Origin of the sequence: Enterococcus spodopteracolus (genome assembly GCF_030441955.1) — a bacterium.
GTDB lineage: Bacteria > Bacillota > Bacilli > Lactobacillales > Enterococcaceae > Enterococcus_B > Enterococcus_B spodopteracolus.
In genome coordinates this window covers 181,847-200,896 of sequence record NZ_JARJHD010000004.1, presented here as the reverse complement: position 1 = coordinate 200,896, position 19,050 = coordinate 181,847, and the positions used below count along the sequence as shown (strand labels likewise).

The following is a 19,050-nucleotide window of genomic DNA, read 5'->3' as shown; positions in this document are numbered from 1 at the left end:
GGATCTAAATAGGAGGTAAAAGAGATGAAACAATGGTGGCAGCAACCACAGGTTCGATATTGGCGAACTTTTATGCTTCGAACCCTTGTTTATTCGACGATACTATTATTACTCATTTATTTGTATCATTACAAAAATATTCAAGGTGGAACATTTATATATAACGAATTCTAGGAGGGAAACGATGAAGAAAAAAGGAATCGTGGCTGCGATCGATTTTTGGGGAATAGCAGACCCAGAGAGGATCGCCTATCAGACAGCAGAGGAGCGACACACATATCAAGAACTGAAGCACTCCTCAGATGCATTAGGCTATTACTTAGAGAAGCGTTTGACTACGAAGGGACCAATCATCGTGTTCGGCAATCTAGAGTTTGAGATGGTGGTAGCATTCTTAGGCGCAGTGAAAGCAGGACATGCGTATCTACCGATTGATGCCCAAACACCGAAGGAACGGATCGAAGCGATTTTACGTGTCGCACAACCTAGTATGATCATTAGTTTAAGTGACTGGGAGATTGAGACAGATATACCAATCATCCAAAAAGATTGTTTACGCTCGATTATCGCCTCGATAGTTGGTTATCCATTTGAGCATACAGTGAAAGGTGATGAAAATTTTTATCTTATTTTTACTTCAGGTACTACAGGAGAACCCAAAGGCGTGCAAATTAGTCATGATAACTTGGTGAGCTTTGTCGATTGGGTCTTGCGCGACTTTCCAATCAAAGAGGGACAAGCTTTTTTAGCACAAGCACCTTTCTCTTTTGATTTATCTGTGTTCACTTTGTATCCAGCGTTAGTTTCCGGGGGGATCATCAAGCCTTTATTCAAGGAAAACATCCAAGATTTTCAAAAATTATTTACTATTTTACCACAATTAAAACTGGACATCTGGGTATCGACTCCTTCGTTTGTTGATATTTGCTTGATGGACATATCTTTTGCCGAGGGACATTTACCAGAGCTGGCTACATTCATTTTCTGTGGCGAGGAATTGACGAAGAAAACGGCGCAAGCGTTACTCGAACGGTTTCCTTCAGCCAAAATTTACAACACGTATGGGCCGACAGAAGCGACAGTAGCCATCTCCAGTATATTGATCACAAGAGAAGTATTGACTACGTATGAACGTTTACCAATTGGCTATGTCAAGTCCGATACGACCGTATCCATTTTGAAAAATGGTGAAAGTGATCGCGGCGAGATTTTGATTACTGGTCCTAGCGTGTCAAAAGGCTATTTGAACAATCCTGAAAAAACGAAGGAAGTGTTCTTTCAAGTAACTGGGCATCAAAACTATCGAACAGGAGATGCAGGATATTTAGCAGAGGATGGTTTGCTTTTTATTGAGGGAAGAATCGATCAACAGGTGAAATTACATGGCTACCGCATTGAATTAGGTGATATTGAACATGCCTTGCTTAAAGATGAACGAATCAATCAAGCAATCGTTGTTCCCAAATATCAAGGGTCGAAAGTCCAACAATTAGTGGCGTTTGTTGTATTGAATCAAGCGATTCCGGATACTAATTATCAGTTGATACGTTCGATCAAACAAAGGTTGACCGATTTTCTGATGGACTATATGATCCCACAAAAAGTGGCGTTTATTGACCAATTGCCACAAACGAACAATGGGAAAATTGATCGAAAAGCATTGACAGCTGAGGTGAATAGGTGATGAGTCTCCCACATATGATTCCTTATGCGGAGCCGTATTATTTTCTATTACTGAGTTTCGCGTTAGCGCCAATCATTTTTTCCCTACTATTTTTTCAGAAACGTTTAGGAACTTATCAAGTTCTTGTAACTTTCTTTTTCTTGTTCATCAGCTTTGGAGGAACGTATTGGCAACAAGGACTTGCTTTGATTGGCTATGTGATTTGGCAAAGTATACTTGTTTGGTGTTATTTCACTTATCGAAAAAAAAGCAACCAGAGTGTATGGTTTTATCTAGCGGTAGTTCTAGCAATTCTACCTTTAGCGATTACGAAAGTCACACCATTTCTAACATCTGGTAAGGAATCACTGTTTAGTTTTCTGGGAATTTCTTATTTAACATTCAAATCGGTACAAATGATCATGGAAATGAGAGACGGTATGATCAAAACCTATCATCCTTACCGTTATATTCAGTTCTTGTTGTTTTTTCCAACCATTTCTTCAGGACCAATCGATCGTTATCGAAGATTTGAAAAAGATCAGCTCCAACCACCAACAAAGGAACAATATCTGGAAATGTTGGAAAAAGGGGTCCATCATCTGTTTATGGGTTTTTTATACAAATTCATCATCGGTCATTATCTCGGACAGGTACTTTTACCCATCGTATCAAAGGGTGCCTTGGCTCATGGGGGAATCTCGTGGTGGCTATTGGGTTACATGTATGTCTATAGTTTGTATCTCTTTTTCGATTTTGCTGGCTATAGTTTGTTTGCAGTTGGTACGAGCTATTTGATGGGCTATGATACCCCGATCAATTTCAACAAACCATTTTTAGCTTGGAATATTAAAGAATTCTGGAATCGTTGGCATATGTCTTTGTCCTTCTGGTTCAGAGATTACGTATATATGCGGTTGTTGTTCTTCTTGATGAAGAAAAAATGGTTCAAGAGCAAGATCGTGACTTCAAATATCGGATACTTTGCATTGTTTCTATTGATGGGTATCTGGCACGGTTTGACATGGTTCTACATTTTGTATGGTATCTATCATGCAACGCTGATTTGTGTGACAGATGCATGGATTCGCTACAAGAAAAAACGGAAGAAAAAACTTCCTTCCAATCGCTTGACCCACGCCTTTTCTGTTTTTATGACGTTTCAAGCAGTGTGTGCTAGCTTATTGATTTTTTCAGGATTTTTAGATCAACTATTTTTTAAATAAATGACGAGTTTAAAGGAGAGAATAGAAATGGAAGAACAAGTTTTAACGATTTTAGCAGAGATTACAGGTACAGATGAAGTGAAAGAAAATAAAGAAATCGATTTGTTTGGTGAAGGTTTATTGGATTCACTAGGCTCTGTTCAATTATTAGTTGAGTTGGATGGACAGCTTGATGTACAAGTTCCTGTATCAGAATTTGATCGAGAAGAATGGGCTACACCAAATAAAATCATTGATCAAGTCAACGAATTGAAGGAATAACCATGAAGAAAAAGCTGTTTGCGATTTTTGGTCCAGTGATACTTGCGTTTATACTGATTGCGATTTTTTTCACTTCATCTTATCGCGTGAATGTAGCTGACCCAGAAATCATTCATAGAGCAGCCAGTTCGATGTCAGACAACGTCTTACGAGGGGATGTAATCAAAAATACAGCTTTTACTGAAAAAAAGTATGTGCCTTTTCTTGGCTCGAGTGAATTGAGTAGGATCAGTCCTTTTCATCCTTCTGTTTTAGCCCAGAAATATCAACGGAGCTACGAACCATTTTTATTAGGTGCGCCTGGGACCCAATCGCTAAGCCAGTTCATGATGATGCGCTCAGCTAGTAAGGATCTCAGAAATAAAAAAGTAGTGGTCATCGTGTCACCTCAGTGGTTCGTAAAAGACGGGGTGAAGGAAGACTATTTCAGTACCCACTATTCAGAGTTACAGACATTGGATTGGCTGTTTTCAATAAAAAAAGTGACCGCTTCAGATCGCTATTTCGCGCGACGTTTATTAAGTTTTTCAATCGTTTCGAAAGATGAGGACATCACGCGGATTTTAAGTACAGTACAAAAAGGAATCAAACCCAATGATAAAGAATTAGCGGGCTTGGAAGATAAATGGAACATCTTGAAGCGTGAGGATGAATTATTTAGTGGGATTGGTTTGACGGATAAACAAAAACAGATCGATCAAGCGACCAAACCATTACCAACTAGTTATGAAAAAGAACAACTAAATAAGCTCGCTACGCAGATTGGTGCTAGTAAAACTAAGAATAATCCTTTTGCACTAAAAGATGATTTCTACAATACCCGAATCAAACACCATTTAGCTGAGTTGAAAGACTCACAGAAAGACTGGGATTATCGTTTTTCAAAGGAATATTCTGATTTTCAATTATTATTGCAGCAACTAGCAAATGAACATACTGAAGCATTATTCATTCTTCCGCCAGTGAATGAAAAGTGGAGTGATTATACCGGTTTGTCTCAAGAAATGTTGCAAGGATTTGCCAAAAAAATCAAGTATCAATTAAAGAAACAAGGATTTCAACACATCGCAGATTTAACCAAAATGGCTAGTGTGCCCTATTTTATGGAAGATACAATCCATCTTGGTTGGCAAGGCTGGTTGACTGCAGATCAGTATATCCAACCTTTCCTAGAAGAGAAGCAACCAGTGTCTCATTATCAGATAGATGATGCTTTCTATAGTAAGGAGTGGCAATTGCAAACCCCAGATACCCTACCAGAAAAATAAACGATGCATTGGAATCAAAATACAAGACGAATGAAGAAATTCGTGGAATGACCTGTAATGTCCCAATAGAGGGGATGTTATGGGTTATTTTTTAGATGGTAGCAGGTTCAAAAGAAGATGGGCGTTATAATATGACTGCATAAATCAAACAAATATGCTGCCCCAAAATCAGTGAACAATGATATAATTCTACTATTAAGTATGGAAAAGAGGGAAAGCGTTTGAATAAAAATGAAGAACAATTATTGATTGATTTAACAACTGCGCGTGGCGTACCGGGAAATGAAGAAGAGGTGCGAAAAGTCTATAAAAAATATGCAGAGCAGTTCACAGATGATATTTTTTACGATGGTTTAGGTAGTATCATCGCAAAACATGATTCTGGCAAGGGCCCTAAAGTATTTATCTCCGGACATATGGATGAAGTGGGCTTTATGGTTACAAAGATCACAGATAAAGGATTTATTGAATTTCAAACACTTGGTGGTTGGTGGGGCCAAGTCATGTTGGCGCAACAAGTAGAAATCAAGACTCAAGAGGGAAAAATCATCCATGGCGTGATTGGTTCAAAACCACCACATGTCTTGACTGCTGAAGTTCGTAACAAACCTTATGATATCAAAGATATGTTTATTGACATCGGGGCGACAAGCAAAGAAGAAGCGACGGAATGGGGCATTCGTCCTGGTGATATGGTCACTCCTTATATTGAATATCGTCGAATGAATGATGGAAAATTCTTGTTAGCAAAAGCATGGGACAATCGTATTGGGACAGCTGTTTCTTTACGTGTACTTGAAAATCTAGCAAAAGAAGGACATCCGAATGTCTTATTTGCTGGAAGTGATGTACAAGAAGAAGTTGGTTTAAGAGGTGCGCGCACAAGTACTCATTTGGTTGACCCTGACATTGCGATTGCTTTAGATACAGGTACTGCTGGTGATACACCAGGGATGACACCGAAAGAGGCAGATTCAATTTTAGGTAAAGGACCACAAATCTTGATTTTCGATGCTTCGATGATCCCACATAAAAAATTATTGAATTTTGTGATTCAAGTGGCAGAAGAAATGGCTATTCCATTCCAGTATACTGTCATCACCGGTGGGGGAACAGATGCGGGCCAAATGCATGTGTCACGTAATGGTGTGCCATCTATTGCAATCACTGTACCCGTTCGTTATCTGCATTCACATACATCGATCATCCATGAGGAAGATTACTTCAATACAGTGAAGTTAGTTACTGAAGTAGTCAAACGTTTGGATAGTGAAAAAGTAGCAGAAATTAGGAGTTATGAGTAATGAAGAATGTTTCTGAATATCGAAAAAAAGCCCGGGCATCTTTAGAAGGACAGTGGGGGATCAATGCTTGGATCATTTTCCTTTCAGTCTTTATTGGGTTGATTATCCAGCAGCTTTTTGTAGGCATCTTCCCAATAGATAGCACACAGGCAAACGTACTCAATTTTTTGCTTCAACACGTATTGATCTTTGCGTTTACTTATGGGGTCTATTATATCTCGTTAGTTGTGGTCAGAGGTGGGCGAGCAAAATCCAATCTATTGTTTGCTGTTTTTCAAAAAGAATATTTTGTACCGATTCTGCTTATCAATCTTTTAAATACCGTATTCAATTGGCTGATCAATGGTATTATACTTTTGCCTAGTTTTTTGATTGGCGGATTCAATACGTATATCAATCTACTTTTTAATGGAAATGCATCACCACAAGGGGTGATGAATGATTTTACGATTGATCTGAGCTTTGCAGTCTTTACAACTTTACTATTCTTCGTGTCGTTATTTGTGATGACGATCGTTGCAGGATTGTTCCAATTTGCTGCTTGGACAAAGTTTGACTATCCGAAACTGACAGTTATCCAAAGTTTGAAATATGCCTGGTTTTTATTGAAAGATCGTATTGGGACCTATCTTCTTCTGCAACTTTCATTTATTGGTTGGTATATTCTCGGATTTATTGCGCTGTTCTTTGGTTTACTTTGGGTAATTGCTTATGTCAATGTGTCGATTGCACAATTTTACGAACAAGCTCGTATTGAAAAAGGCAGCCCAATGGAATACTTTCACTTCGAATAAGCAGTTTTTCTTATGAAAATAAGAAATTGTGGTAGCATAAGTTTTTGAGGGGGAATCAGTCATGAAATTAACCGTTTTAGGTTGCTTAGGTGCATATCCTTATAAAAAACAAGGAACGACGAGTTATCTGTTGCAAGCTGATCAATTTAATTTGTTGATTGATGCAGGGAGCGCAACGCTTGTGAAATTGGAAGACCATCTCGATCCGCTTGCTTTAGATGCTGTGATCATCAGCCATTATCATCATGACCATATCGCAGATCTAGGTGTTTTGCAATATGAGTGGCAATTGCATCCAAACAGAGATCAGGAAAAGATATTACCAATCTATGGACATACGAAAGATGCCAGTCATTTTGAACAATTGACGATGCCGGGAGTGTCCCAAGGAGTGGCATATGATCCAACCCAAGAACTTGAAGTCGGACCATTTTCGATCACTTTCTTGGAAACAATTCATCCAGTGGTTTGTTATGCCATGCGTATTGTCGAAAGAGCCACCGGAAAAGTACTTGTTTTTACAGGAGATTCTGGCTATTTAGAGAGTTTTATCCCCTTTGCTAAAGAGGCGGATCTCTTTTTGGCAGACACGTATCTTTTTGCAGGAAATGAGCGACATAAAGCGCATTTCACTTCAAAAGAATCCGGAGAGATCGCAAAAGCGGCAAAAGTCAAAAAACTAGTTTTGACACACTTGCCACAATTCGGTAACCTAACACAATTAGAGAATGAAGCAAAAGAAGCGGCTGGAGAAGAAATCGAAGTTGCCTTAGCCGAAGTCGATAAAGTGTTTGATATATAGGAGGACGAGCAGAATGATTTTTGTACCAAATGAAAACCACGATCCAAGAGTAAATTTAGCAATCGAGACCTTTTTACTGCAAGAGATGCCATTAGAAGAACCAATTTTGCTTTTTTACATCAATGAACCGTCAATTATTATTGGTCGAAATCAAAACACGATCGAAGAAATCAATCGTGAATATGTTGAAGAACATGGCATCCATGTGGTCCGTCGTTTAAGCGGTGGTGGGGCAGTATATCATGATTTTGGTAATTTGAATTTCAGTTTCATCATGCCAGATGATGGGGATTCGTTCCGTGACTTTGCGAAGGTGACTAAACCAATTATCCAAGCATTACACGAATTAGGTATTTCAGGTGCCGAATTAAAAGGACGTAATGACCTGGTAATCGATGGCTTGAAGTTTTCAGGGAATGCCATGTATGCTACAAATGGTCGAATGTTTGCTCATGGAACGATCATGTTCGATTCAGACATTAATGAGGTAGTCAATGCGCTTAAAGTAAAAAAAGAAAAAATCGAATCCAAAGGAATCAAATCAATTCGTTCGCGAGTTACTAATATCAAACCATTCTTACCTGAGGAAAAACAAGGGATGACAACCGAAGAATTTCGTGAAGACATTCTTTTGAAAATTTTCGGCGTATCTTCAGTAGAAGACGTAAAGACCTATGAATTGACAGAAAAAGATTGGGAAAAAATCAATCAAATTTCTGAGCAGTATTATCGAAATTGGGATTGGAACTATGGAAAATCACCAGATTTCAACTTTTCACGTCAAAAACGCTTTTCGATTGGATCGATCGAGGTACATCTGAATGTCTCAGAAGGGATCATCGAGGATGTAAAAATCTTTGGCGATTTCTTTGGTCTAGGAGATATCAAAGATGTTGAACAAGTGTTGACGGGTATAAAGTATGACAAAGCTACCTTACAAGAAGTAGTGGAAACGATCGATATCAAGAAGTATTTTGGTGCAATCGAAGCACAAGATTTATTGGAGTTATTGTACTAGATAAAATTGTGACAGAAGCGTTTTGACCTAGGAAGTAAGATAGAAAGTTGAAAAATAGTTTTTCGTATTTTACAATTTTTTAGTTTAATGTTGAATATCCGCTTCTGGAACATCATTTATTCGGATGTAGGGTGATAAGCTGACGGATAGCCAATATCCCAGACCCGACAAATCTAAAATAGAATCGATCATAAGACCTTCAAAAACAGCCTGTTGACTGCTTTTGAAGGTCTTTTTTAACTAGATGGTATATTGATTTTTAGGCGATCGACTCACTTATCTTTTTCTTGGACCAAGGTGCTGCTATCTAGCCAAAATCAATTTTGTTAGTTGGTGACCTGTCGGAAAAAGAGACAAATCCAATTGTCTTGTTTCGTCTACGATCCGTTTTAAGTAAGTTTTCACTTCGGCTTGTTCATTTGTATCAATCAATTGACTCAGTTCTTCCATTTGTACAACAAAGTCATTTTTTGCTTGATCGATTTGTTGGATCTGTTCTTGGATTTTTATATAATATGTTTCAATCAGATCTGTTTGGTTTGTAAGAAAAGACGTTCTTTATGGTAACTATCGATTTTCATGATATTCTCCATGATATTGTATCCGACAAATAACAATCAGGAGAATCGCAAATAAGAGCGTGGGCCATTTGATGATCGAATGCCCAATCGAATATAAGAAGATAGCGATCAAACCGATCCAAAGACTACATACAATGAAAAAAAGTGCTTACAACACTAACAACACTAGCAAAGGGCATTAATTCAGATAATTCAAAATATGAAAATAATGCATAAAGTAAGATGTTGGCAAAAACAAATGTTTGGAAATAGCAGAAATAACCATACCATTTCTGTTAGTTTGTCATTTTGGACTGATAGTAAAAAATAATCAGTATAGAAGTCAAGATTGCAAATAAGTGTGAAAAAATCGAATGTACGATTGGTTCAAAAAGAACACTGCTCAAGATATATTCCGAAATCGATTCAAATCCAAGCACGAAAGAAAATAAGGTCAAAATCAATAATGAATGATCTGATCTATTATGTCTGTAGAGAATATAGCTAGTCCAGATCAACAATCCGATGGCAATAACAAAAGCCAAGATCATCGCGATGACTTGTGGGATTGATTGTGAGAAAATGAAGCTGATCATTGGAATGGTAGTTCCCAAATCAACTTTAGATGTTAGACCAGTATAATTTTGATAAGGCGAGGAAACAACGATTTTCAACGTCTTGCCTACATAGGGTTCTAGTAGATCGATGATCGATACAGACAATCCATGATTGTTTCGTGCGCTTTCTTTAGGGCGACTGTAGAGTAGTGTGTCATCTAATGAGACACAGCCATTGATGGTTGCCTTTGATTAAGAGATTGGCATGAAGGGGTAATGAAAAAAATAAGCGATACTTATTATAAATAACGATATAGATATAATAAGTACGCTTCATTTAATTTTCATAGAGAATGGTATAATTTTATTACATCAGTTATTTAAAATAACCATAGACAAATCTCCTTTAATAAATTATCTAATTACAGAGTAAAATTTTTTCATTTAACAGTCAATTTTTAGCTATTTTTATAGTTTTTTGTTCGCTTGTTTATTTTTTTATAGAGAATATTCAAACTGAGTATTAATATTGTCAAAAAAAATTCGTTATTATATTATAGATTTAATAAAATGTTTATTAAGGAGGTTCAATGTGCCTATCTATAAAAAAATAACTTTTTTAGTTCGATTTCGTTAGTGGTTCTTCTAGCAATCATTTTGTGTGTCGTGCGGCTCCCTCGAGTATTTGGACTGACACCGCATATCATTGATGATCAAGCGATGGCATCGTCTTATGCAGAAGGAAGTCTGATCTATGTACAAAAAAGAAAGACAGATACGATTTTAGTTGGAGATTTGATCACCTACTATGAAAATTCAGGTAAACATATCGTGACAAGAAGAGTCGTTGCTATTGAAGATCAACACCAGTATTTTTACACGAAAGCTGATGGAAAAACGCAAATCGAAGTTGAAGCAGTACGAGATCGTAATATTATTGGCACGCCTGTATTCAAGATCCCGTACATAGGGTTATTGTTCTCACGGCATGCGTTCAATTGGATGAAAGGGGTATTCTTAGGAATCGCTGTGTGCTTGTCCTCCATTACAGCTTGGCATACCTACCTTGAACTGAAACAACGTCGAGAGAAAGAAACTGATTTTTTTTCTGACATGCAATAATCATATTTTTATTTACCAGCTTCTCCCTCTTGTCGAAAGATAGGTTTCTTCGTATAATGTTTGGAAGAGGAGGGGAAGTATGCGTAATGAAATGATGCATCGTCCCGTTGTAAAAGAAGAGTTATTGGATTTTATGCGGACAAAACAAAAACAGTTAACTGGAGAATTGGGGAAAGTTGAAGAGGAAGCACATGCGGCGGAAGTGCCGATCATCCCTCATGAGACGGTCGTCTTTTTGCAATTTTTATTGGGACAGATCAAACCAAAAGAAGTACTTGAAATTGGAGCTGCGATTGGTTTTTCATCTAGTTTGATGGCACAAGTCATTGGAAAAGAAGGTCATGTGACGACGATCGATCGCTTTGATGTGATGATCAGAAAAGCGAAAGCAACGTATGAGCGTTTAGAGATGACGGATCGAGTGACATTATTAGAAGGCCAAGCGGCTGATATTTTACCAACATTGACAGGTCCTTATGACTTTATATTTATGGATAGTGCAAAATCAAAATATATCGAATTCTTGCCTGAATGCCTTCGTGTATTGAAAAAAGGCGGCGTCTTGATGGTTGATGATATTTTTCAAGGAGGGACGATTCTTCTGTCAGATGAAGAGATCCCAAGAGGGAAACGAGCGATCCATCGTAAATTGAATGAATTTCTGCGCGTGGTCATGGAACATCCGGATTTGACCTCTACGTTGTTACCTTTGGGTGATGGTGTGATTTTGATCACGAAAGAGGCAGAAACGATCAACTTATAATTGCCAGATTTTCTTAGTAAAGATGCAAAAGAATGCTAGCTAAGCGAGTAGCTAAGTCGATCTCATTGATAGCAAGGCAGAAGTTGAAAGTAGGGAATCCATCCAGTCAAGTTCTGCCTTACTATGTTGAACGAAACAGACTTTCATGTTCCATGTTAAAATGACAAGTCGATCGTAGAAAAAAATACAAGATGAAAATCGTGCCTGTATTTTGATAGTACATTCTGTAAGAAAAAAGTACGATAAAAATTTTTGTTTCATAAAATAACTATTTTGTATTGACATAAGCTTTTAATTTATCTATAATTATTTTTGTTCCGCTAAAGTTGTCATAGTAGCTCAGCTGGATAGAGCATCCGCCTTCTAAGCGGACGGTCGGGGGTTCGAATCCCTCCTGTGACGTAAAAAGCCGTTAGAAACTTTTGTTTCTAGCGGCTTTTTTATATTAGGATAAATAAGAGCTATTCGTCAATAAGTTTTGAAGGTACAGGTTTGATCGTATAAAAAATCGATGGTTCAAATTCCAAAAAATAAGATCAAATCATATAAGAGATGCGCAAGCATAAGGATCAATAAGTTTTGTGTTTTTAACCAGGCATAGAGAGAAGTGGCATGAGCCAAACCAATAATAAAAATACATTGATGGAGATTTCCATCGTATACGGCATAATGGCTGAGACCAAAAACCAATAGAGAAATCGTACTAGCGCCCCAAATAGAAAATTTAGTACGCATAAATGTAAAAAGTAAAAGAAAGACCAGAACGAAGATCGCAACAATATAAATTTCTTCTTCAACCAGACTCAAGCTAAGCTGTGATAAATGTAGGATTATTCTATCAACAATTTAGTATCACCTGTTTTTTTTCTGGGAGTTTTTCATTTTGATCAATGTAGGTAAATCGAACATCTATGGTAAAATAGAGCATCAACATCAACTGGACGATCAAAAAGGACCGATGTTCATTCGGTCGAAAATCGAAAGGGCTTATTTCAGGAGAGGATAAAGGGAAACGTTTATGTTAATCACAAAAAAATGGATGGATCGTTTAACAGGTCCGTATAGATCAGCAGGAATGTTTCGCTGTTTTGCGGAATCTCAGAGTTTGGACAGTATCAGTAGTAAAGTGATTTTATTGATCGATGAGACCAAAGTGACGATTTTATTTTTAAACTTTTTTCAAACAAAGGTTATTGATCATCTCACGTATGAACGCACAGCGATCGAAGAGGAACAAGTTGCATTAGGTGGCGGTTTATCAGTTATCTGGCGTTTTTCCGCGGGCAATAAGCATTGGCGGTTTCGAATCATCAAAAAAATCATTCCTTTAGGGGATGAACAAAGAGAATTTTTGATGCAACTCGAGTAAAGACATAATTCACGAAAAAGAAGAACGGTTATACAACTAGGATATCATTGCTAGTGTTCTTCTTTTTTGATTAAAACCGTGTGATGATGTCATCTAAAATAGCAATCAATTCTTCTTTCTCCACGTTTAGATTCCCATTGATCCACTCAGTTAAAACACTAGTAGTGCCGGAAATAGAAAAAAGAACCTCTACTTTATTTTTGATATCTTTCCTATCTAATTGTTCTTCGTCTATGACTCTTTTTATCAGGATCTGTGTAAGTTGGACAGAGAGTTCATCATCCATGAAATCATTGAAGAAAAAGTGAAAAACAGCTTTGTTCTCATCTACATGATTGACTAAAGCATGGACGAATCGGCGAAAGTCATATTGCTCTTTGTTGGGGTAAGTTTGATCGAAGATATCTATCAGTGTACAAATCGATTCTTCAATGATTTTTGAACGCAAATCATAGATATCCTCATAATGAGTATAAAACGTCCCTCTCCCGATATCTGCTTGTTGTGAAAGCTCCGCAATCGTGATTTTATTGATGGGTTTTTCTTTCGTTAAATCTAAAAAGGCTTGTTTGATTGCGTGCTTCGTTCTTTTGCTTCGACGATCCATTTGTTTCTCCTTTTTTTGACAGTATCTTCCTAAGTGTTCATTATTGGACAGATGTTGAATCATTGCCTATAGGAAGTCACTTTTTAAGTAATTATAATAAAGTTACGTAAAGAAAGAAAGTTTTGTTTCAAAAGGAGTAGATGAATATGGAAAAATTAACGATTCGTTCAATTGATAGAAAAGACTTAAACAAAGCAAGTGAATTTGCAGCGCAAGGAATGAATTACTCCAGCTATACAGAAAATCCTATCGTACTTTATCTCTATCGCCAGTATGCATTGTCATCATTGTTGATAAAATCAACAGTCACATTAGGTGCATATCTAGACGGTCAATTTGTCGGCTTTCTTTTTGCTCGCTTTGATGGGGAACCAAAAGTATCTGTTTCATGGGGAAGACGCTTGTTTGTTACTGTAGCAGAAAAACTGATTGGCTTGACCGGATATCAAGGTGCGATAGGAGCTTATGATCGAGCAAATCAAGAAATGTACCAGGAGTTTGCAACGAATCGCCCAGAAGGCGAAGTGACTTATTTTGCCGTCGATCCAGCTTTGAAAGGTAAAAGGATCGGCTCTCGCCTGTTAGAAGAAATCAAGAAAAGCTATAAAAATAAACGAGTGTATCTCTATACAGATTCTAATTGTAACTATCAATTTTATTTGAAAAAAGGATTCGATATTTTTGGACGCCGACCAGTTGATTTTGGGGGAGAAGATTCGCTGACTTGTTTTTTACTAAGTGCAATCCTCTGATTGAATAAATGACGCTAGCGGCTATGCTATTCTTAACGTTGACTCATTGGTGAGTCGGCGTTTATTTTTCTTTTAGCAACTATGAGTTATAAGTAGAAGTTGAAGAAAAAAAACAAAAGTTCCTTTATAATCAAAATGGAGATTTTTTTAGTTGATGTAGTCACGGTGTTCTAACTAGAAAAATGCACTCTATTACTGATTTAGAAAGGAAGAAAACAGATGACATTATTATCTCAAATTTTAGTTACACTTGTTGCCTTGGAATTTCTTTATATCATGTATATTGAAACCTTTGCGACGGAATCTGCAACAACTAGTCGAGTATTCAACATGCCGAAGGAAGAATTAAGACGGCAGTCCGTACAGACTTTGTTTAAGAATCAGGGGATCTATAATGGGTTACTTGGTGTGGCATTGGTGTACGGCGCTTATTTTTCAAATGCACCAAAAGAAATCACGGGGCTATTATTGATCTATATTTTGCTGGTGGCGGCTTATGGTAGCTTTACTAGTGATCGCTTGATCATCGTCAAACAAGGTGGGTTAGCAGCAATTGCACTCATTACGTTATTCTTTTAGGATATAAAAGAAAAATAGCTGAAAAAATTATGAAAGTTTGTGAGAAAACTTACTTTAGTCAACAAAATATGCTATCCTATAACGTGCATTTTATCAATTTTTTATGAAAATGGGGTAGTAGTGTTGTTAAAGAATTATATTGGTTTATTGAAAAAAGAATTTTCTGGTTATAATCTTTCAGTATTACAAAAAGACTTATTGGCAGGTATTACAGTCGCGGCGGTTGCTTTACCACTCGCTTTAGCTTTCGGTGTTTCAAGTGGTGCAGACGCAGCTGCTGGTCTGATCACTGCTGTAATTGCTGGTCTAGTCATTGGTGGTTTATCTGGTGGGTTCTATCAGATTTCTGGTCCTACTGGTGCGATGGCAGCAATCTTGATGTCGATTGCCGCAAAACAAGGGATGCAAGGTGTCTTATTGGCTACTTTTTTGGCTGGAGTTCTTTTATTTGCTGCGGGTGTCTTACGATTAGGAACGCTGACTTCATTTATCCCTGCACCTGTCATCACAGGGTTTACCTCTGGTATTGCGATCATTATTGCTTTAGGTCAGATCGATAATTTATTCGGTGTTCATTCAGAAGGGGCCAATGTGATGGAAAAATTGGCTAGTTATCAAAATTTAGGCTTTGAAATTTCTTTGCCAACGATTTTAATGGGAAGTTTGGTCATTATTGGGATGTTGGTCTATCCTAAAAAATGGGGGCAAAAGATACCAAGCTCATTATTGGCAATCGTCCTCACAACTGCGTTGATGATGATCGTTGATTGGCCAATTGCGACCGTAGGGGAAATTCCCCAAACGTTGATCAGTAGTAACCGTTTGGTACTTGGTGATTTTAGTTTGTCAGCGATCCAAACAGTGATCGTACCAGCAATCAGCATTGCACTGTTAGGTATGATCGAAAGTTTGTTGTGTGGTGCTTCGGCAGGCCGAATGGCGAATCGTCAGTTAGATAGTAATCAGGAGTTGGTCGCACAAGGAATTGGTAATCTACTGTTACCATTTTTTGGTGGGATTCCAGCTACAGCAGCGATTGCTCGAACGAGTGTCGCAATCAAATCCGGTGCTCAAACCAGAGTAGCTGGAATGATCCATGCAATCGTATTGTTTCTATCCATGCTTATTTTTGCACCAATCATGTCGAACATTCCGATGCCAGCATTAGCAGGTGTATTGATCGTCACTGCTTGGCGTATGAATGAATGGGAAACGATCAGAGAACTATTTGCTAAAAGATACTGGTCAGCGCTTCTTCTGTTTTTCTTGACGATGGGGTGTACAGTGATTTTTGATCTAAGTATTGCAATCGTTATAGGAATTATTAGTGGGTGTGTCTTTTTTATTGTTAAGAGTGCAGCCATCACGATCTCAGTGGAGGAAATCGATTGGCAGCGAATGAGCTTACCGGAAACGAAAAAGTTGGATAATTGGGCAGTTGTTTATATCAGTGGTCCTTTATTCTTCATGTCCGCTGAACGATTGAAAGCGACATTAACAGAATTAGCAGATAAAGAAGGAATCATTTTTTCAATGCGCGGGGTGCCAAGTATTGATTTGACGGCGCAAAGTTTATTTGAAGAATTTCAAGAAAAAGCTGCTATAAAAGAACAAACGATTATTTACACCTCGTTACAACCAGAAGTGGAAAAGCAATTGCAACATCTTTGGGAAAAACAAAAGACAGAACAACATCTTACGGTGGCTCATGCGCTGACCTCTTTACACAAACAATATATGTTAGACAGTGAAATATAGTCAGTGGGTTCGCTAAAAAAATTTGTGGCTGCCGCCTGTTCTAAGGTAAAATAAGTGTATAGACGTTCGGGAGGTAGGAATGGATGAACATCAAACAAGTGAGTGAAGAAAAAGGAATCTCTGCGGATACGTTACGCTACTATGAACGGATCGGTTTGATCCCACCGGTGAACCGAACAAACGGAGGTATCCGAGACTATACTGAAGAAGATTTACGTTGGGTCGATTTTACCTTATGTATGCGTAGTGCGGGTTTATCGATTGAATCTTTGACTGAATATATTCGTTTATATAGCGCTGGGGATGAAACAATCCTTGCTCGTAGGGATCTTCTTATGGAAGAAAGTGAACAATTGGCAAAAAAAATTGCAGAGATGCAAGCTTGTCAGGAACGTCTCCAAAAGAAAATCGCGCGTTATAATCAAGATTTGGTCAAAGGAGATCCAATCTTAGCTTGATTTAGTCGCTAAAACCAAGAACCAACCAATCAATCAATCATGATTTGTGAGACTGGTTGGTTCTTTTGTTGCCTTTACTTTTTTTCAGCAAGTATTTTTCCAAGTTTTTGCCAATCTTCTAAAATCATTTCTGTCAGTGTTCGATTATAAAAAATGGCCGCCGGGTGGAAGAGTGGAAGAATACGATACTGTTTAGTAGAAAATTGATAAGCATCATGCTGTGGATTCAACTCTAAGACTGGTCCGGTATACAGTTTTCCATGATTTTTTGAAATCGTGTAGCCGTTACCTAATAAACGTTGTAGCCCAATATTGCCTAGCGTGGCAATCAAAAAGGGCTGTACATGTTGTAGTTCGTAATCTAAGATTGGTGCATGAGCAAAAATTTCCGTTTTACTGGGCGTTCGATTCGGATAAATGGTCTCTGATTTTTTTGTCCGTCCATTAATGCGTTGGACGATTCGATAAGGACGGCTTCTGACAGCGCTAGTAATATACACTTCATCTCGAGATAAACCTACTGATTTTAGTGCGTTCATCAACTCTTTGCCAGCTTGGCCGCTAAATGGAATGTGATTCTCAATCTCTGTTTTACCAGGGGCTTCGCCAACTAACATCAATTTGGGTCGGATAGGACCTTGCCCGGCGACAAATCCTTCCACACGGTGTCCTTGAATACGCCGAGTTGCTTCGTCCATCAAATGTTTTGGGTAATCCATAATATCAACTCCTATTCTTGTCCATTATAGAAAGAAATCGTTCAATTGACGAATGATTGGCAAAATAAAAAAGTTGTTGACTATTATAGTATGATTTGTTATTCTAGTAATGTTGTAATTGTGGTCTCCACAGCTACAACCGCACAGAATGAGTTTGATGAAGTACAGGACACCCTGTCACTCTGGATGGCGAGTCTAAGTATGAAAATAAGGAGGTGCTTTAAAGCATGTACGCAATTATTAAAACAGGTGGTAAACAAGTAAAAGTTGAAGTTGGACAAACAATCTACATCGAAAAACTTGACGTTGAAGCAGGCGAAAAGGTTGTATTTGACGAAGTTATTTTAGTAGGTGGCGAAACTACGAAAGTAGGCGCTCCAACCGTTTCTGGTGCAACAGTTGAAGGTACAGTTGAAAAACACGGCAAACAAAAGAAAGTCGTTACTTTCAAATACAAACCTAAAAAACACTCACACCGTAAACAAGGTCACCGTCAACCATACACAAAAGTGGTTATCGACGCGATCAACGCTTAATCTGCGTTTGAGAAAGAAGGCCTAAACAATGATCAAAGGGACATTTAAACGAAATGACGCTGGTCAAATCGTTTCATTTACTTTGACTGGGCATGCTGATGCCGGTCCTTACGGAAGTGATATCGTTTGTGCAGGTGTTTCTGCCTTAGCGATCAGCACTGTCAATGGGATTTCATCATTAGCTGGTTTTGAACCGATTGTTGACATGAATGAAGAAGAAGGCGGCTATTTGTACGTTGAAGTAATTTCACGATTGACACAAGAGCAAAACAATATTGCAGAAATCTTATTGGAGAATCTCCTATTAGGTTTACAATCGATCGAAGCTGAAAACCCAGAATATATCCAAACAAAAACAATTAATGATAAATAGGAGGTGCAGACCATGTTATTAACAATGAATCTACAATTATTCGCCCACAAAAAAGGTGGCGGTTCTACATCTAACGGCCGTGACTCAGAATCAAAACGTCTAGGTGCAAAACGTGCTGACGGACAAACAGTTACAGGTGGATCAATTCTTTACCGCCAACGCGGAACAAAAATTTATCCAGGTGTGAACGTAGGTATTGGTGGAGATGACACTTTATTTGCTAAAGTTGACGGTGTTGTTCGTTTTGAACGTAAAGGCCGCGACAAAAAACAAGTGTCTGTTTATCCAGTAGCTCAAGAAGCTTAATGAACAGTTGGCTCTATTCCTTGCCTAGCGAGGGATAGAGTTTTTTCATTCTTTCTGAATCAATAATGATTTCCGGCTCAAACAGAGTCAGGCTTTTTTTGCATTGGGAGAATGATTGGCTGTAAAAATAGTTGGTTTACTATTTTCGCTAGTTCTAACTGCAAAAAGGTATCGTGCAAAGTAAAAAAGAGATAATCGTTTTCTGTTATCTGAAAAAATAGTACACGTTTAGACTTGTCTCAATTGCTTAATAAA

At 37.9% G+C, this 19,050-nt stretch carries 23 protein-coding genes, 1 tRNA gene, 1 pseudogene and 1 other annotated feature; of the genes and pseudogenes, 20 read left to right on the top strand and 5 right to left on the bottom strand.

Annotation, left to right across the window (positions count from 1 at the left end; genetic code table 11):
* Positions 1-24 precede the first annotated feature (24 nt).
* The 9 genes from P3R27_RS07665 (at position 25) to lplA (ending at position 8,336) form a co-directional block, all read left to right on the top strand.
* Positions 25-174 carry a teichoic acid D-Ala incorporation-associated protein DltX gene (locus tag P3R27_RS07665; protein WP_010736035.1) on the top strand — a complete coding sequence of 50 codons (150 nt, stop codon included), beginning with the start codon at positions 25-27 and terminating at the stop codon, positions 172-174.
* 10 nt (positions 175-184) lie between these two features.
* Positions 185-1,684, top strand: coding sequence for a D-alanine--poly(phosphoribitol) ligase subunit DltA (dltA, locus tag P3R27_RS07660; protein ID WP_301356567.1), 1,500 nt, complete (start codon positions 185-187; stop codon positions 1,682-1,684).
* Positions 1,684-2,889: a D-alanyl-lipoteichoic acid biosynthesis protein DltB gene (gene dltB, locus P3R27_RS07655; protein ID WP_284592288.1), complete on the top strand. Its 1,206-nt coding sequence runs from the start codon at positions 1,684-1,686 to the stop codon at positions 2,887-2,889. The genes dltA and dltB overlap by 1 nt, the downstream gene beginning before the upstream one ends.
* Positions 2,890-2,916: 27 nt before the next feature.
* Complete coding sequence (dltC, locus tag P3R27_RS07650) at positions 2,917-3,150, top strand: D-alanine--poly(phosphoribitol) ligase subunit DltC (protein WP_034689068.1); 234 nt, start codon at positions 2,917-2,919, stop codon at positions 3,148-3,150.
* A 2-nt stretch (positions 3,151-3,152) separates the two neighbouring features.
* Positions 3,153-4,418 (top strand): D-alanyl-lipoteichoic acid biosynthesis protein DltD, encoded by a 1,266-nt coding sequence (gene dltD, locus P3R27_RS07645; protein ID WP_284592289.1) that lies wholly within the window; start codon positions 3,153-3,155, stop codon positions 4,416-4,418.
* Positions 4,419-4,639: 221 nt separating this feature from the next.
* Positions 4,640-5,722 carry a M42 family metallopeptidase gene (locus P3R27_RS07640; protein ID WP_034689064.1) on the top strand — a complete coding sequence of 361 codons (1,083 nt, stop codon included), beginning with the start codon at positions 4,640-4,642 and terminating at the stop codon, positions 5,720-5,722.
* Entirely contained in the window at positions 5,722-6,516 is a 795-nt protein-coding gene (locus tag P3R27_RS07635) for a DUF975 family protein (RefSeq protein ID WP_034689063.1), read from the top strand. The genes P3R27_RS07640 and P3R27_RS07635 overlap by 1 nt, the downstream gene beginning before the upstream one ends.
* A 61-nt stretch (positions 6,517-6,577) precedes the next feature.
* Positions 6,578-7,318: an MBL fold metallo-hydrolase gene (locus tag P3R27_RS07630; RefSeq protein WP_034689062.1), complete on the top strand. Its 741-nt coding sequence runs from the start codon at positions 6,578-6,580 to the stop codon at positions 7,316-7,318.
* 13 nt (positions 7,319-7,331) lie between these two features.
* Entirely contained in the window at positions 7,332-8,336 is a 1,005-nt protein-coding gene (gene lplA / locus P3R27_RS07625) for a lipoate--protein ligase (protein WP_034689061.1), read from the top strand.
* A 303-nt stretch (positions 8,337-8,639) separates the two neighbouring features.
* On the opposite strand, the gene P3R27_RS07620 is transcribed toward lplA, so the two are convergent.
* Both P3R27_RS07620 and P3R27_RS07615 read right to left on the bottom strand, forming a co-directional pair.
* Positions 8,640-8,786, bottom strand: a complete 147-nt coding sequence (locus P3R27_RS07620; protein WP_161633740.1) for a hypothetical protein — start codon at positions 8,784-8,786, stop codon at positions 8,640-8,642.
* A 406-nt stretch (positions 8,787-9,192) separates the two neighbouring features.
* Positions 9,193-9,618 (bottom strand): hypothetical protein, encoded by a 426-nt coding sequence (locus P3R27_RS07615; protein WP_051536203.1) that lies wholly within the window; start codon positions 9,616-9,618, stop codon positions 9,193-9,195.
* Between the two features lie 427 nt (positions 9,619-10,045).
* Between P3R27_RS07615 and P3R27_RS07610 the strand changes: the two are divergent.
* From P3R27_RS07610 to P3R27_RS07600, 3 genes and pseudogenes are all read left to right on the top strand, one after another.
* A pseudogene (locus P3R27_RS07610) lies at positions 10,046-10,575 on the top strand (S24/S26 family peptidase).
* Between the two features lie 79 nt (positions 10,576-10,654).
* Complete coding sequence (locus P3R27_RS07605) at positions 10,655-11,338, top strand: O-methyltransferase (protein WP_034689058.1); 684 nt, start codon at positions 10,655-10,657, stop codon at positions 11,336-11,338.
* A 328-nt stretch (positions 11,339-11,666) separates the two neighbouring features.
* Positions 11,667-11,740, top strand: a tRNA-Arg gene (locus P3R27_RS07600).
* 114 nt (positions 11,741-11,854) lie between these two features.
* On the opposite strand, the gene P3R27_RS15195 is transcribed toward P3R27_RS07600, so the two are convergent.
* Positions 11,855-12,145 carry a CPBP family glutamic-type intramembrane protease gene (locus tag P3R27_RS15195; protein WP_126133978.1) on the bottom strand — a complete coding sequence of 97 codons (291 nt, stop codon included), beginning with the start codon at positions 12,143-12,145 and terminating at the stop codon, positions 11,855-11,857.
* Positions 12,146-12,356: 211 nt separating this feature from the next.
* On the opposite strand from P3R27_RS15195, the gene P3R27_RS07595 reads away from it, so the two are divergent.
* The gene (locus P3R27_RS07595) at positions 12,357-12,707 is read left to right on the top strand and encodes a hypothetical protein (protein WP_034690675.1); all 351 of its coding nucleotides are present in this window, start codon (positions 12,357-12,359) and stop codon (positions 12,705-12,707) included.
* Between the two features lie 70 nt (positions 12,708-12,777).
* On the opposite strand, the gene P3R27_RS07590 is transcribed toward P3R27_RS07595, so the two are convergent.
* Complete coding sequence (locus P3R27_RS07590; protein ID WP_034690678.1) at positions 12,778-13,314, bottom strand: TetR/AcrR family transcriptional regulator; 537 nt, start codon at positions 13,312-13,314, stop codon at positions 12,778-12,780.
* A 146-nt stretch (positions 13,315-13,460) separates the two neighbouring features.
* On the opposite strand from P3R27_RS07590, the gene P3R27_RS07585 reads away from it, so the two are divergent.
* From P3R27_RS07585 to P3R27_RS07570, 4 genes are all read left to right on the top strand, one after another.
* Complete coding sequence (locus P3R27_RS07585; RefSeq protein ID WP_034690680.1) at positions 13,461-14,066, top strand: GNAT family N-acetyltransferase; 606 nt, start codon at positions 13,461-13,463, stop codon at positions 14,064-14,066.
* A gap of 219 nt (positions 14,067-14,285) precedes the next feature.
* Positions 14,286-14,645 (top strand): DUF1304 domain-containing protein, encoded by a 360-nt coding sequence (locus tag P3R27_RS07580; protein ID WP_034690682.1) that lies wholly within the window; start codon positions 14,286-14,288, stop codon positions 14,643-14,645.
* A 123-nt stretch (positions 14,646-14,768) separates the two neighbouring features.
* Positions 14,769-16,403, top strand: coding sequence for a SulP family inorganic anion transporter (locus tag P3R27_RS07575; RefSeq protein ID WP_034690683.1), 1,635 nt, complete (start codon positions 14,769-14,771; stop codon positions 16,401-16,403).
* Positions 16,404-16,486: 83 nt separating this feature from the next.
* Positions 16,487-16,861: a MerR family transcriptional regulator gene (locus tag P3R27_RS07570; RefSeq protein WP_010736015.1), complete on the top strand. Its 375-nt coding sequence runs from the start codon at positions 16,487-16,489 to the stop codon at positions 16,859-16,861.
* Between the two features lie 74 nt (positions 16,862-16,935).
* Here P3R27_RS07570 and P3R27_RS07565 read toward each other — a convergent pair whose 3' ends face one another.
* The gene (locus P3R27_RS07565; RefSeq protein ID WP_034690686.1) at positions 16,936-17,580 is read right to left on the bottom strand and encodes a uracil-DNA glycosylase; all 645 of its coding nucleotides are present in this window, start codon (positions 17,578-17,580) and stop codon (positions 16,936-16,938) included.
* A 127-nt stretch (positions 17,581-17,707) separates the two neighbouring features.
* Positions 17,708-17,787, top strand: a sequence feature (ribosomal protein L21 leader region).
* A gap of 20 nt (positions 17,788-17,807) precedes the next feature.
* On the opposite strand from P3R27_RS07565, the gene rplU reads away from it, so the two are divergent.
* Genes rplU through rpmA form a run of 3 tightly spaced genes read left to right on the top strand, consistent with a single transcriptional unit; the run spans position 17,808 to position 18,795 of the window.
* Complete coding sequence (rplU, locus tag P3R27_RS07560; RefSeq protein WP_019723824.1) at positions 17,808-18,116, top strand: 50S ribosomal protein L21; 309 nt, start codon at positions 17,808-17,810, stop codon at positions 18,114-18,116.
* A 28-nt stretch (positions 18,117-18,144) separates the two neighbouring features.
* A complete protein-coding gene (locus P3R27_RS07555; RefSeq protein WP_010736012.1) occupies positions 18,145-18,489 on the top strand; it encodes a ribosomal-processing cysteine protease Prp in 345 nt (114 codons plus the stop codon).
* Positions 18,490-18,501: 12 nt separating this feature from the next.
* Positions 18,502-18,795 (top strand): 50S ribosomal protein L27, encoded by a 294-nt coding sequence (gene rpmA, locus P3R27_RS07550; protein WP_010736011.1) that lies wholly within the window; start codon positions 18,502-18,504, stop codon positions 18,793-18,795.
* The last annotated feature ends 255 nt before the right edge of the window (positions 18,796-19,050 follow it).